At 55.3% G+C, this 12977-nt stretch carries 11 protein-coding genes; 8 read left to right on the top strand and 3 right to left on the bottom strand.

Annotation, left to right across the window (positions count from 1 at the left end):
* Positions 1–59 precede the first annotated feature (59 nt).
* The 4 genes from HALA3H3_RS02010 to HALA3H3_RS01995 all read left to right on the top strand — a co-directional run bounded on the left by HALA3H3_RS02010 (position 60) and on the right by HALA3H3_RS01995 (position 4899).
* Positions 60–1043 carry a Bug family tripartite tricarboxylate transporter substrate binding protein gene (locus HALA3H3_RS02010; protein WP_022521778.1) on the top strand — a complete coding sequence of 328 codons (984 nt, stop codon included), beginning with the start codon at positions 60–62 and terminating at the stop codon, positions 1041–1043.
* Positions 1044–1112: 69 nt separating this feature from the next.
* Complete coding sequence (locus tag HALA3H3_RS02005; RefSeq protein WP_022521777.1) at positions 1113–1583, top strand: tripartite tricarboxylate transporter TctB family protein; 471 nt, start codon at positions 1113–1115, stop codon at positions 1581–1583.
* Positions 1583–3100: a tripartite tricarboxylate transporter permease gene (locus HALA3H3_RS02000; protein ID WP_022521776.1), complete on the top strand. Its 1518-nt coding sequence runs from the start codon at positions 1583–1585 to the stop codon at positions 3098–3100. Before HALA3H3_RS02005 ends, HALA3H3_RS02000 begins: the two co-directional genes overlap by 1 nt.
* 113 nt (positions 3101–3213) lie before the next feature.
* Positions 3214–4899, top strand: a complete 1686-nt coding sequence (locus HALA3H3_RS01995; RefSeq protein ID WP_022521775.1) for a thiamine pyrophosphate-binding protein — start codon at positions 3214–3216, stop codon at positions 4897–4899.
* Positions 4900–4936: 37 nt separating this feature from the next.
* Here the strand turns inward: HALA3H3_RS01995 and HALA3H3_RS01990 are convergent, their stop codons facing one another.
* A complete protein-coding gene (locus HALA3H3_RS01990; RefSeq protein WP_022521774.1) occupies positions 4937–5254 on the bottom strand; it encodes an NIPSNAP family protein in 318 nt (105 codons plus the stop codon).
* A 499-nt stretch (positions 5255–5753) separates the two neighbouring features.
* On the opposite strand from HALA3H3_RS01990, the gene HALA3H3_RS01985 reads away from it, so the two are divergent.
* Both HALA3H3_RS01985 and HALA3H3_RS01980 read left to right on the top strand, forming a co-directional pair.
* On the top strand, positions 5754–6509 hold the full coding sequence (locus tag HALA3H3_RS01985) for a FadR/GntR family transcriptional regulator (protein ID WP_022521772.1): 756 nt from the start codon (positions 5754–5756) through the stop codon (positions 6507–6509).
* A 28-nt stretch (positions 6510–6537) separates the two neighbouring features.
* Entirely contained in the window at positions 6538–8112 is a 1575-nt protein-coding gene (locus tag HALA3H3_RS01980; RefSeq protein ID WP_022521771.1) for an aldehyde dehydrogenase (NADP(+)), read from the top strand.
* 53 nt (positions 8113–8165) lie between these two features.
* Here HALA3H3_RS01980 and HALA3H3_RS01975 read toward each other — a convergent pair whose 3' ends face one another.
* Complete coding sequence (locus HALA3H3_RS01975; protein WP_022521770.1) at positions 8166–9554, bottom strand: aminotransferase-like domain-containing protein; 1389 nt, start codon at positions 9552–9554, stop codon at positions 8166–8168.
* 137 nt (positions 9555–9691) lie between these two features.
* Between HALA3H3_RS01975 and HALA3H3_RS01970 the strand changes: the two genes are divergently transcribed.
* Complete coding sequence (locus HALA3H3_RS01970; RefSeq protein ID WP_022521769.1) at positions 9692–10861, top strand: MFS transporter; 1170 nt, start codon at positions 9692–9694, stop codon at positions 10859–10861.
* Between the two features lie 14 nt (positions 10862–10875).
* Here HALA3H3_RS01970 and HALA3H3_RS01965 read toward each other — a convergent pair whose 3' ends face one another.
* Entirely contained in the window at positions 10876–11808 is a 933-nt protein-coding gene (locus HALA3H3_RS01965; protein WP_022521768.1) for a cation diffusion facilitator family transporter, read from the bottom strand.
* Between the two features lie 244 nt (positions 11809–12052).
* Here HALA3H3_RS01965 and tssI point away from each other — a divergent pair.
* On the top strand, positions 12053–12977 hold a 925-nt coding region (gene tssI / locus HALA3H3_RS01960; protein WP_144410442.1), incomplete at its 3' end, for a type VI secretion system tip protein TssI/VgrG.

The following is a 12977-nucleotide window of genomic DNA, read 5'->3' as shown; positions in this document are numbered from 1 at the left end:
ATGTATGACTTGATCATAAGAAATAGTTTGCTGATAGGTTTTAAACCAAGGAGTACACAATGTACAAAAACAACAAAGCCCTGCTAACACTGTCCGCTGCCGTCGCTTTATCCTCACTAACTGGCGTGGCGCTTGCTGACTACCCCGAGCGCGATATTCGCGTGATTGTGCCTTGGGGGGCCGGAGGGGGTACCGATGGAATCGTTCGAAAACTGACCACCATCGCTGAAGAAAATCTTGATGTTTCCATGTATGCAGAAAACATCGAGGGTGGCGTGAGTGCCACCGGTATTGGCCAGCTTATGAGTGCCCGCCCCGACGGCTATACCATTGGCGCGTTAACCTACGACAGCCTAATTACTGTGCCCTGGCAGGCCATGCTGCCCAGTTACGATATCGATAAGTTGAAGCTGATTGCACGGGTCACCAGCGAGCCTGATGCAATCGTCGTTGACGCCAATTCCGACTATCAAACGATTCATGACCTTATCGAGGCGGCTAAGGCTGATCCCGGTGAGATTCGTGTTGCCATTCAGAATCTGGGCGGGCGTATCCATTTAGCCATTCTGCAGCTTCAAGAGTTGACCGATACTGAGTTCAGAATCGTCTCTTATCCTGGTGGTGCCGCCCCGCAGAAAGAAGCCATTCTGTCCGATGAGGTCGATGTGGCACTCACCAGCCTGGGCGATTTTTCCAATCTCCTGGAAGATGGCACCGTGCGCGGTCTCGTTGAGTTCTCCGATACGCAAAACCCGACGTATCCAGATGTTCCCACCACAGCTGACGAGGGGGTCGACCTCCAGATTGGCAGCTTTATTGTCTTCGCCGCACCAGCAGACACCCCGGAAGAAGCCATTAGCGCATTGGAAAGCGCTTACAAAACGGCATACGACAGCGATGAGTTTCAAGAGTGGGTTGCCAACGTCGGGGTAACGCCGAACTGGCTGGGTACCGATGAGGTGACTACTTGGGCTGATGAAACGGCTGAGTCACTTTTCAGCGAAATGGATGCGCTTGTTGAAGCAGGCGTGATGTCCAAGTAACTCGCAGCTCAAAGAGCGTGGCACCGGTAGCCGGTGCCACGGCTAGCTCAATAAGAGGATTTTGAGTCAATGAACAACGTCGAACGCTGCAGAAGATCGGCAGTACTGTTTCCAGCTTTCTTGCTGATATTGACCACGATCTATCTGGCGGAAGCCTTAAGCATACGCTCGCAGTTTGGTGGTGACACCATCGTGGGGCCACGCTTCATGCCTATTCTGATGGCCTTCATCATGTATGTAGCGCTGGTTGTTGTAATAGTAGGGGAGTGGCGCAAAGAAGCAGAGGCGACCACTGGTGGCTCTTTGCTAAGGCCATTGTTGATTGTAGTGGCGACTGGCATCTACATCGGCGTGTTTCGTCCCTTGGGGTATGTGCCAGCGACACTGGGTTTCGTGGTAGCGCTCTTTCTTATCTTTGACTTCGAGAAACATCGTCCCGCCTTCTTTATATTTTATGTGATCGCTGTTACAGCGCTCTTTTACGGACTATTTGCCGGTATTTTCGGGGTGCGTCTGCCTCCCGTGTTAGGAGGATTCTAATGGAGACCTTTGTTAGTTTCCTGGGCGGTTTTGAAGCATTGCTGAGTTGGCAAGTGCTGGGCTTCATGATTGCCGGCTTCTTAATTGGTACCTTTTTCGGTGCGATGCCTGGTCTTACCTCAGTGCTGGCGATCGCCTTGCTATTACCCATTACTTACACGATTGACGTTGTACCCGCGCTGGTCATGTGTGCGTCTATCTTTATGGCGGGAATGTACTCCGGCAGCATAACGGCCACGACGATCAATATTCCCGGCGCACCCTCTTCAATGATGACCGCTGTGGAAGGCAATGCCTTGATGTTAAAAGGGCATGGTGCCAATGCGCTAGGCCATGCGGCGCTAGGCTCAATGATTGGTGGTTCAATCGGTGCCTTATTGCTGATGGCGTTCATGCCGATCGCAGGTGAGCTGGCGCTTTTGATTCGCACGCCCGGCAAGTTCTCACTTGTACTCTTTGCCCTAGTGGTAATCATCATTGTCGACAAGGGCGCCATTGCTAAGGGCATTGTCGCTACGACGCTGGGGATTATGCTGGCCACCGTGGGGATTGATGTACTCCAGCCGATTCCACGCTTTGAGTTTGGCACTGAACTGCTGGTCGAAGGTATCGGTTTAATGCCGGTGGTAATCGGTGCGTTTGCAGTCAGTGAGCTACTGGTACAGGCGCAGAATTGGAACCTCTCTTTAGAGGGTACTCTGAAGCGAGCGAAAAGCTTAAAAATTCGTCGGCGCGACTTTATTCCCCCGTGGTCTGAAGTTCGTGAGGTGGGGTTCTTTACCTATATTAAGAGCGCCTTCATTGGCTATGCGATTGGCATCCTTCCCGGCGCGGGTGGCTCGATGGCCGCTTTTGTGGCTTATGCTGATGCCAAACGCGGTTCGAAGAAGCCTGAGGAGTATGGCAACGGCAGTCGAGAAGGTATTGCCGCGGCTGAATCGGCGAATAACTCCATGTGCGGCGGTGCTTTTGTGCCAATGCTGATGTTCGGGATTCCGGGCGACCCTACCACGGCTATTGTACTTGGCGTTTTGGTTATCAATGGTTTACAGCCAGGGCCACGTCTCATTGAACAGCAGGCTGATCTAATAGCGCCCATGTTTGCCTCTTTGTTTGTGAGCGCCTTGATCCTCATCCCGCTGACGCTGTTCCTGTTCGGGCCGTACTTTATTCGTATCGTCTCAATCTCGCGTGGTCTGCTCTACAGCGCCATCGCCGTGGTAGCGCTCGTCGGAAGTTATGTGGCGACCTACTCAATTTTTCAGATGTTTTTAGCCCTATTGTTTGGTGTGTTGGCTTTCTTCCTGCGCAAACATAACTACTCGGTTGTGGCCATGTTGCTAGGCTTCATCTTGGGGCCGGATCTGGAGCAGTATTTGCGACGCTCCTTATCGTTCAATGACGGTAACCCGATAGTCTTTCTGACGAGTTTAGACAGCCTTGCTTTCCTGGCATTAACCGTCGTTTTCGCCTGTCTGATTCTGCGCAAGAAGCCGAAGCTTGATGCCATTCCGTGATCTTAATAAACATTTGTACACAACAAGATTGGTTTCTGTTACTCGCTATGCGCCTCCTGTATTGATCATCACGAACGGCTGGGGGCGCTCTTCTCTGCCATTAGGATGCCAACATGACAACAAAAACTCGCCCACTACCGCGTACCGGGGGAAAAGTACTGGTTGACCAACTCCTGATCCACGGGGCTGATAGTGGCTACTGTGTGCCTGGAGAGAGCTACCTGGAAGTGCTTGATGCGCTTTATGATCAGCGTGAACACTTCACCCTCTACAATGCGCGGCACGAGGCCGGAGCGGCGAATATGGCCGAGGCTTATGGCAAGCTGACGGGGCGCCCTGGAATTTGCCTGGTGACACGCGGGCCTGGCGCTTGCCATGCCGCTATTGGCATTCATATTGCCCAGCAGGATTCGACGCCAATGATCCTGCTAATCGGTCAGGTGGACCGTGGCTCGATGGATCGGGAAGCGTTTCAGGAAATTGACTATCGGGTGATGTTCGGCGGTATGGCTAAGTGGGTGGCACAGATTGAGGATGCTCGCCGAATTCCCGAATACATGGCGCGCGCCTTCCGGGTAGCGACGTCAGGCCGCCCAGGCCCGGTGGTGCTGGCGCTACCTGAAGATATGCTAACCGATATCGTCGAAGTCGAAGACGCTGTTCCCTACACGCCGTCAAGGCCGGGCGTTGCCGTGGAGGAAATCGAGAAAATCGCTGCCCTGGTCTCCTGTGCCAAACGTCCGATGATGTTGGTCGGTGGATCGGGCTGGACAGATGAGTCCTGCGGGCAGATACGCACCTTCGCTGAAACTAACGGTATTCCCGTCGCCTGCTCCTTTCGCCGTCAGGATATTCTCGATAATGCCTCGGAATGCTATGTCGGTGATTTCGGTACCGCCGTGGTGCCGTCACTGATTAAGCGCCTTGCGGAGGCAGACCTGCTGTTGGTCGTCGGAGCCCGGTTAGGCGAGATGACCACCCGAACCTACACCACGCTGACTTCACCAAACCCCAGCCAGACGCTGATACACGTGCATATTGACCCGGATGAGATAGGCCGGGTGTTTAGTCCGGCGCTGGGCGTTGTTTCGGCCCCTGATAAGCTGGCTGCAGCGTTAGCCGCTCACGACTGGGGGCAGCGCAGCCGTTGGAGTGAGTGGTGCAAAACGTTGCGAGATGAGTATCTTGCCGATATTTTGCCTCCGTCACACGATTACCCGCTCGATATGGGCGCGGCAATGCATGCGTTGCGCGATAGCCTGCCGAAGGAGTGTATCGTCACGCTAGACGCTGGAAACCATACCGGGTGGGCGCAGCGTTTTTTGGCCTATCAGAGGCCTGGTCGGATCATCGGCTCAACCTGCGGTGCGATGGGGTACTCGGTTCCTGCCGCCGTGGCGGCCTCTTTACGTGAACCCGAAAAGTGTGTGCTGGCGTTTGTCGGCGATGGTGGTTTTATGATGAGCGGTATTGAGATTGCCACCGCCGTACAGCATGGCGGGCGGCCCATCGTACTGCTGTTCAATAACGGTACTTACGGTACGATTCGTATGCACCAGGAGCGTGAACATCCCAACCGCGTCTCGGGAACCGACCTGGTGAATCCCGATTTCGGCCAATTGGCAGCAGGGCTTGGCGCGCATTTCGAACGTGTTATCGATACGGCCGCTTTCAAGCCCGCTCTGGAGCGGGCCATGGCCTCGGGTCGCTCTGCCGTGATCGAGCTTGTGACTGACCCGGAACGTATTTCAACACGCACTACCGTCACAGCACTGCGTTCAGCTAAAGCTCGTTCATAAAGGAACCACTTCATGAAGAGACCCGCTAATCAAGAAATCAGTCTTTAAAGAAGGGGGCGGGGACAACAATCTTGTTTTCCTGGCTAATTAGATAACCCGCCTCGGCACTTTTCTTGAGATAGGCGGCCCACTCTGGGTCACTCTGCATGGCGGCGCGCCGCTGGCTACGGTCAGCGGCATCTTTAAACACCCAGATATGCACATAGGAATTCACATTGCCTGTTTCTACCGGTCCATATAGCAGAGGTTCGCCAAGGTGACGTTTTTGGATAGCCCAGCCATGCTTTTCGTAGAGCGCCATCTGTTTCTTCAACGTGCCAGGTGTGCAGGTATAGGTACGGTGGTCATACAGCATGGTGATACTCCTTGATGATTACTCTATTAAGGGCTGCGGGTTATCCACCCAAGGTGGCGCTATGCAAGTAAAGAACCTTGTGTGATCTCGCCGGTATGAGGGTTACGTAAAGCCTTATCGCCTTTGGATCCCTCTATTAACCATATGTTGTATTACATCATACAATACTGCAACAAAAAGCATGCACCGATTGCGCCATAAGCAAGGGGGGATAAGGTATGTGAGACCGTAATGTTGATGAGCTTGATTTTTATCAAAGTGCTACTTTAACTTTGGTTTAGATTTCGTTAGTTATGCTTGCTTGGCACAATAACCAGACCTACCTTTTTTCTTGTATGATGTGTTATATCTGGTATGAAAAAATATTTGTTATTACTCGTGATGGCATTAAAAATAGAAAACAGGCTGTCTGGGGTCATTCAGAAGCCGTTTATTGGTACTTTCAAGACCTAGGTTGTACGATATAATACAACTTGGATATTAATGAAGGATAGCTTCCATGGTCAAAACCAGCGCAGCGGCATCCGCCCTAAAACCGCTTCAAATAAGTAAAGTGACACAGCAGGGAAGCTTGTCCGTGCACGTGGCCGACCAGTTGGAAGCGTTGATCACCCAGGGGAAAGTAGGCGTGGGAGAAAAATTGCCCACTGAGAACAGTCTTTGTGACTCCTTTGGCGTTAGCCGCACAGTCATACGTGAGGCCATCACACACCTTAAATCCCTGGGGCTTGTTGAGACCCGACGTGGTGTAGGCACTTCGGTGCTGCGCTCTTCTACGGTAGAGGCGCGGCCTGCAGAGCGCATAAACCCGACCACCGTGGAAGATATCTTGCACCTGCTGGAACTGCGGCTAACCTTAGAGCCAGCGGCAGCTGAACTGGCTGCCTTACGCCATGATGATGAAGATCGTCAACGGCTCGAAGCGCAGCACCTTGCTTTTAGCAATGCGTATGCTGCAAAAACCCAAGCTCGAGAAGAGGATTATTTGTTTCACTTTGCGATTGCCACGGCGACCAAAAATCCTTTCTTTCAATCTTTCTACAAGCAGTGGAGTCAGAGCGTGATTCCCCGCGCCAAGCTGCTGAGTATTGATATTAACCCGATCTCCTCAGAGCGCTATTTAGAGCGAGTTCAGGAAGAGCACGCCTACATTCTCGAAGCTATTCTTTCTCGTGATGCTCAAGCAGCTCGCGAAACCATGTACCAGCACCTTAATCGGGCGCGCAATACATACGCCCAGTATCGCGACCAGTGATACCACTGACCCATATAAGGAGCAACATATGACGATTCGAGGCGAAATGCTGATAGGTCAACAATCAGTGACCGGCACCCAAGCCAATATTCAAGCTGTTAACCCAGCCACCGGTGAAAAACTAGAGCCTGTCTATACTGGCGGCAGTCGAGCCCATGTTGAACAAGCCTGCGAGCTGGCTGAAACGGCCTATGCCATCTACCGCGAAACGTCTCTCGAAGAGCGCGCTACGTTTTTAGAAACCATCGCCAGTGAAATAGAAGCGATCGGTAGTGAGCTGATTGAGCGTGCCATGGCTGAAACGGGCCTGCCCCAGGCACGCATCGAGGGTGAGCGGGGTAGAACCTGCGGGCAACTGCGACTGTTCGCTTCAGTAGTGCGTGCCGGTGAATGGCTTGATGTACGCATCGACCCGGCCATGCCGGATCGCCAACCGCTGCCGCGTGCCGATCTCCGTCAGCGTCATATCGCCCTGGGGCCTGTCGCTGTCTTCGGTGCCAGCAATTTTCCGCTAGCATTTTCGGTTGCGGGTGGTGATACCGCTTCGGCCCTAGCGGCTGGCTGCCCGGTGGTGGTGAAAGGTCATTCTGCGCACCCAGGCACCTCTGAGCTGGTGGGCCAGGCGATTCAAAAAGCCGTAAAAGCCTGCAATTTACCGGAAGGCGTTTTCTCGCTGCTGTTTGGTGCCGGTAACGAAATTGGCCAGGCGCTGGTGGATGATCCGCGTATTCAAGCGGTTGGTTTCACCGGCTCGCGCAGTGGCGGTATGGCGCTGATGAAAACGGCGCAAGCAAGGCCTCAGCCGATCCCGGTCTACGCTGAGATGAGCAGTATTAACCCTGTGTTCTTGCTACCGGCGGCACTTAAAGCGCGCGGTAAAGCACTGGGCGAAGCCTTTGTTGGCTCACTCAATATGGGCGCGGGCCAGTTCTGCACCAATCCTGGCTTGGTCATTGCGGAAAAAGGTCCTGAGTTGGATGCCTTCATTGAGGCAGCGCGAGGCGCCGTGGAAGCCAGCGGCGCGCAGACAATGCTGACACCGGGTATCCACCGCGCCTATCAAGAGGGCGTGACCAGCCTGAGCGGCGCAGCTAAAGTGCGCGAAATCGCCCGCGGCCAGACGGGCAGCGACTATCAGTGCCAGACAGGACTGTTTGCCGCTTCAGCGAGCGATTTCCTCGCATCTGAAGCGCTGCAAGCGGAAGTGTTCGGTGCCAGCTCGTTGATTGTTGAGTGCGAAGACGCGTCGGAAGTAAAACGTGTTGCTGAACAGCTGGAAGGCCAGCTCACCGCCACACTGCATATGGACGACGCCGATTTGGATGCCGCTAAAGCGCTGCTGCCTACGCTTGAGCGCAAGGCAGGGCGTATTCTCGCCAATGGTTGGCCCACGGGTGTCGAGGTGTGCCATGCCATGGTGCACGGTGGCCCGTTCCCGGCCACCTCTGATTCGCGCTCGACCTCCGTCGGTTCGGCGGCCATTCACCGCTTCTTACGTCCGGTTTGTTACCAGTCCCTGCCAGAAGGCTTACTGCCCGATGCGCTGAAAGAGGGCAACCCGCTGAAGGTGTCGCGGTTAGTTGACGGCAAACGCGAGCTGTAATTAACGGGGGGTTACCAGCCCCCTTCAGCGATATCAGAAGAGCCGCTTTAATCCTAACTTGCCGCCTCAATAAACCCTTTGGCTCTGGGATCTTGTATATAGGCTACATTAAGCCGGAGCCAGGGCGTTGGCTGGTGATCGGCGAAAAACAGATGCCCCGGCGATAGCGTGATTTTCCACCGGTTAGCCAGTTCACTCAGGGTTTCAGGGGCGATGGCTACCGGTGGTTTTGCCCACACAAACATCCCACCAGCCGGTTGGGTATACACCTCCCAGCCGGCATTTTTCAGCATCGTTAGTGCCATTGCCATTTGATTGGCGAGCTTGATGCGCAGCCGTTCGGTAAGCTTCCGGTAGCTGCCGTTTTGCAGCAGGGTCGTGACCACTTGCTCGGCAAACCGCGAAGCGGAGATGCTGGTCAACATCTTGATATCCACAAGGCGCTGCACCCAAGCCACGGGGGCGGCGACAAAGCCTACTCGCAGTGAAGAGGAGAGGCTTTTCGAAAAGCTGCCCAGGTAGAACACCCGGCTCAAACCGTCTAGCGCTGCCAAGCGGGTGGTGGGGGTGTGCTGAAAATCCGCGTAGATATCGTCTTCAATAATCTGAAAATCGTGTTGCTCGGCGAGCTGTAACACTCGGTGCGCCACCGCCGGGGTGAGCGTACTGCCCGTGGGGTTGTGAAAAACGCTATTGATGTAGAACAGCTTTGGGCGGTGCTCGGCCAACAACACCTCCAAGCGCTCGATATCAGGCCCATCGGCTAATCGCGGCACGCCAATCACGCGGATTCGCTGTAAGTGCAGCAGGCCGAACAGATTGTAATAGCCTGGTGATTCCACGAAGACCACATCGCCAGGCTCAAGAAGCATCCGCACTAGTAGATCCAGCGAATGGCTACCGCCACCGGTCATCACGATCTGCTGGGCGTCCGCAGTAATCGCCAGTGGGCGCAGGCGTTCCTGGATTAAGCCGCGTAAATCCTGCGGCCCTTGAGGGGTACTGTACTCGAAAATCCCCGAACGGCTTTTACGTGCCACTTGGCGAATGGCGTGAGTGAGGTCATCGCCTTCGCGCCAATCACTGGGCAGCCAGCCGCAGCCCAGCTTGAGCGCGTGCTCGTTTGCACTGAAAAGCCCCCATAGCCCGTTGGTGACCTCTTCCAATCCGCTCGTAGCTGCGGGTTGTGATACCAGTGCTGCCGCGCTATCCGCCACATAAAAACCTGAACCGGGTCGTGAGCGCACTAAGCCAGAAGCGACAAGCCGTTCGTAGGCTTCAATCACCGCATTACGGCTGATGTGGTGGGTGGCGGCTAAGCGACGAATAGAGGGTAAACGACGGCCACCACCTGCACCGTGCGCTGCAATCCAAGCGCGAATACCCACTTCGAGCTGCTGGGCGATGGGCGTCGTGGCGTGCCGATTAACCTCTAGTTTCATAACGTTCCCTATGGCTTTCAACTGTTCGCTAAAAGGGCGGAACAGTGTCTGGAAAGTGGAGGTTAAGTGTACCTTACCGCCGCGAGGTAAGCGTGGGAGGGTAGCGGTTCAATGACGTACTTATTTAGGACTTAGCTATGAGCCGCACTGTCAATCGCGCGATCAATAGAAGGAGCGCAGCCTGCCTGGCGTTTGCGCTATGTATGATTACCACGGCGGTTAATTTACAGGCTCCACTTTACGATGCGCTGGCGGCGCGGGATGGTTTGGGCGTTGGCGCCACCAGCATCGCCTTTGCCTGCTATGTGGTGGGTATTATACCGGTGCTGCTGGGGTTAAATGGCTTGGCCGATCGGGTAGGGCGCAAGCCACTAATTATGACTGCGCTGTTGTTATGTCTCTTGGCGACCGGGATCACCCTGATAGCGCCCGGTTTGCTGGCGCTGGGTGTTGCACGCTTTCTGCTGGGTATCAGTACGGGGCTAACGTCTGCGGTAGCTCCCGCTTATATGCAGATGCTGTTGGGTGGTGAGGACAACCGTGTGGCGACTAACTATGTAACGGCCAGTACCGCTCTCGGGTTTGGGCTAGGGGCCGCGGTGACTAGCCTGTTTGTTTTCCACACCCCAAGCGTATCGCCACCCAGCCTGTGGATTTATTTGGCTACCGCTTCGTTGGCGCTGGTGGTGGTCACCACGCTTAAGGATCGTGCACCGAGCACCACTAAAAGTCCTATGCTGCGTTTGCCCAGCTATCCCCAAGGGGCTATCTCCTATGGGTTGGCGATTTTGTTGGCCTGGGCGTTGGTGGGGCTAGTGATTGCGATTCTGCCTTCGGCATTAAGCCAACACGGTTTATCCGCCTGGAGTGGCTTCGCCACCTTCGGTATCTGCAGCTGCGGGGTGCTGTTTCAGCCCTGGGCGAGAAGACTTGCGCCGCGCAGCGCTACCCAACTGGGTCTGGTGATTTTGCCAATTGCCTATGGGTTGATCGCTTGGGGCGCTGTTCACGGAAATCTTGTGGCGGTGCTGCTGGGCACGGTAGCTGCAAGCAGCGCCTGCTATGGGTTTATCTACCTGGGGGGATTAAGCGGCGTGTTGGCGATTGCGGACGGCTCGGCTAGCCAACAAGCCACCCAAGCCAGCGCGGGCTATTTTCTGATGGCCTATCTGGGCTTCAGTATCCCGGTGATCACTACTGGGGTACTCATTGATGCTGTAGGGCATACCTTGGCGTTAACGCTATTTGGCCTTGCGCTACTGGTGGGCGTGATCGCCACGCTAGTTCTATTGCGCAAGGCTCGGTAGCTTGGACAACTGATCTATGGTTGCTTCTCTACCAATAGACCACAGGAGGGCGCTGCCCAGCGGGTGTCGGCAGTAAACACCACGTCACACACCACGGGAGAGTAGTAGCGGCGCACTTCGTCATCGACGCGTGCCCTGAGTAAATCCTGAGTGGAGACCGAAACATCGGATGCGTCGGGCAGTACCACATGCACCATCACATACAGCAGGCGCCCAGGGCGAACCATGCGCACCCGCACCTCTTGAGTGTCGGTATCTGCCAGGGCATTCGCCACGGCTTGGCGAATGGGCACCGCGATAGCCTCTTCCGGAGTTTTGTTGAGTAGCTCATTCAAGGCTTGGGAGGCCATCCGCACCGGCACGCCTAAACACAGCAACACCACCGCAATGACCAACACCGAATCCACGTAAGGCAGAATAGTCTGCCAGCCTAGGCGCTCAAACAGCATCACCAGGCAGAAGGCGACGAGTACAGCGGCAGAGATAACGCTGTTGACTAGCCAGTTGAGTTTGTCTGCCGCCACCAGTGGGCTGCTTACGTGGCGCTGGCTGCGGTGCATTACCCAAGCCGTAAGTGAACAAGCCGCGGTGGCGAATAGCGCGTACAGCACCGCCAAGCCTGCCGCGATCTCACGGCCGCCGGTGAGCAGGGCGGCAATGGCATCGACCAAGGCAAAAATAGACACGCCTAAAATAAGCAGCCCTTTGCACAAATTCACCAGCGACTCAAAGTAGCTATAGCCGAACGGGTAGGATTCGCTATCGGGGCGGCTGGCTAACTTGCTCACCTTGATCGTCACCAGGGCAACACTGAAATAGATCAGATTAAACAGCCCATCCAGTAGGATCGCCTGGGAGTTGGAGGCGAGTGTGGCCACGATGCCTGCACAACCAATTAACAGCGCCATAAAGGCGGAGAACGCTAAAGTGCTTGATTCTGTCTTCACGAAGGTTTCTTCCAGTGTACATAGTCAAAATAGCCAATAAGCATAGCAACTTTGTTGGTCACAACGTCAGTGGCTTATTGAATGCTGGCTGCCTGTTTGATGAGTCTTCGGCCCTATTTTGTAAGAGATCTCTTACAAGCGTGTAAGACATTGACGCTTCGTGCCCTCAAGGGGTTGCCCTCTGCCCCTGGCTCGCTATCCTGACTGCCTCTCATTAGCAGTTGATGATCCAAGGAGCGGAGCGATGGCGGACAAAACGGGCCTACAGTTTACCCTGACCCTACCCGGGGCCGATGACACCGCCGTGGTGCGCTTTACCCATCGCGAGGCCCTCTCTGAGCCGTTTGCGCTCTCGGTTGAGTTTGCCAGCCGCACCCACAACCTGTCGCCCAGCGACTGCTTGGATCAAAACGCCACCCTTACCATTTGGCAGGATGGCGAGCCGCTACGCCGCGTGCATGGGATAATCGCAGAGCTTCACCGCGGCGATAGGGGACACCGGCGCAGCTTCTATCGGGTGGAGATTCGTCCTGCGCTGTGGCGGTTATCGCTGCGCCACAACTCGCGTATTTTCCAGGACACCTCGCCTTTTGATGCCATCACCACTTTAGCCAACGAGCGCAGCCTCACCGATATCGGCTTTGCCACCACCCGCACGCCCCTTGACCGGGAGTTTCTGGTTCAGTACCGAGAGACCGACCTGGCCTTTATCGAGCGTTTAGCCGCTGAAGAGGGCTGCTTCTATTTCCATGAGTTCGAGAACGCCGAGGGCGGCAAACACCAGCTGGTGTTTGCGGACGCCACGGTGGTCTTGCCCAGCGTGGGCGAGCGTACCTACCACGGCCGCGCCGGGGGCACCCCGCCCCGACGCCACCTGCGTAAATTGCGTCAGGCCAACCGCGTGCGCCCCGCCTCGGCGATGCTCAAGGATTACACCTTTAAGAACCCAGCCTATGCGCAGATCCACGAGCACCTCGCTCCCAACTTGGGCGAACACGCCCAGCGGGAGGATTACGAACACTTTGACTACCCCGGACGCTACAAGAAGGACGCCTCCGGCAAGCCGTTTACCCGCCACCGGTTAGAGTCCTTGCGCGCCGACGCCACCACCGCCGAGGCCGAGAGTGACCTGCCGGAACTCGCTCCCGGCATCTGCTTTACCCTCACCG

Source organism: Halomonas sp. A3H3 (assembly GCF_000982975.1).
GTDB lineage: Bacteria > Pseudomonadota > Gammaproteobacteria > Pseudomonadales > Halomonadaceae > Vreelandella > Vreelandella titanicae.
Note: the sequence above shows the minus strand (reverse complement) of the source record. Positions and strands in the feature narration are given on the sequence as shown.

Coding starts and splice junctions, on each gene's coding strand:
- HALA3H3_RS01990 (WP_022521774.1), bottom strand. CDS start 5,254: ATGCTGTATGACCACCGTACCTATACCTGCACACCTGGCACGTTGAAG.
- HALA3H3_RS01970 (WP_022521769.1), top strand. CDS start 9,692: ATGAGCCGCACTGTCAATCGCGCGATCAATAGAAGGAGCGCAGCCTGC.
- HALA3H3_RS01980 (WP_022521771.1), top strand. CDS start 6,538: ATGACGATTCGAGGCGAAATGCTGATAGGTCAACAATCAGTGACCGGC.
- HALA3H3_RS02010 (WP_022521778.1), top strand. CDS start 60: ATGTACAAAAACAACAAAGCCCTGCTAACACTGTCCGCTGCCGTCGCT.
- HALA3H3_RS01995 (WP_022521775.1), top strand. CDS start 3,214: ATGACAACAAAAACTCGCCCACTACCGCGTACCGGGGGAAAAGTACTG.
- HALA3H3_RS02005 (WP_022521777.1), top strand. CDS start 1,113: ATGAACAACGTCGAACGCTGCAGAAGATCGGCAGTACTGTTTCCAGCT.
- HALA3H3_RS01985 (WP_022521772.1), top strand. CDS start 5,754: ATGGTCAAAACCAGCGCAGCGGCATCCGCCCTAAAACCGCTTCAAATA.
- HALA3H3_RS01975 (WP_022521770.1), bottom strand. CDS start 9,554: ATGAAACTAGAGGTTAATCGGCACGCCACGACGCCCATCGCCCAGCAG.
- HALA3H3_RS02000 (WP_022521776.1), top strand. CDS start 1,583: ATGGAGACCTTTGTTAGTTTCCTGGGCGGTTTTGAAGCATTGCTGAGT.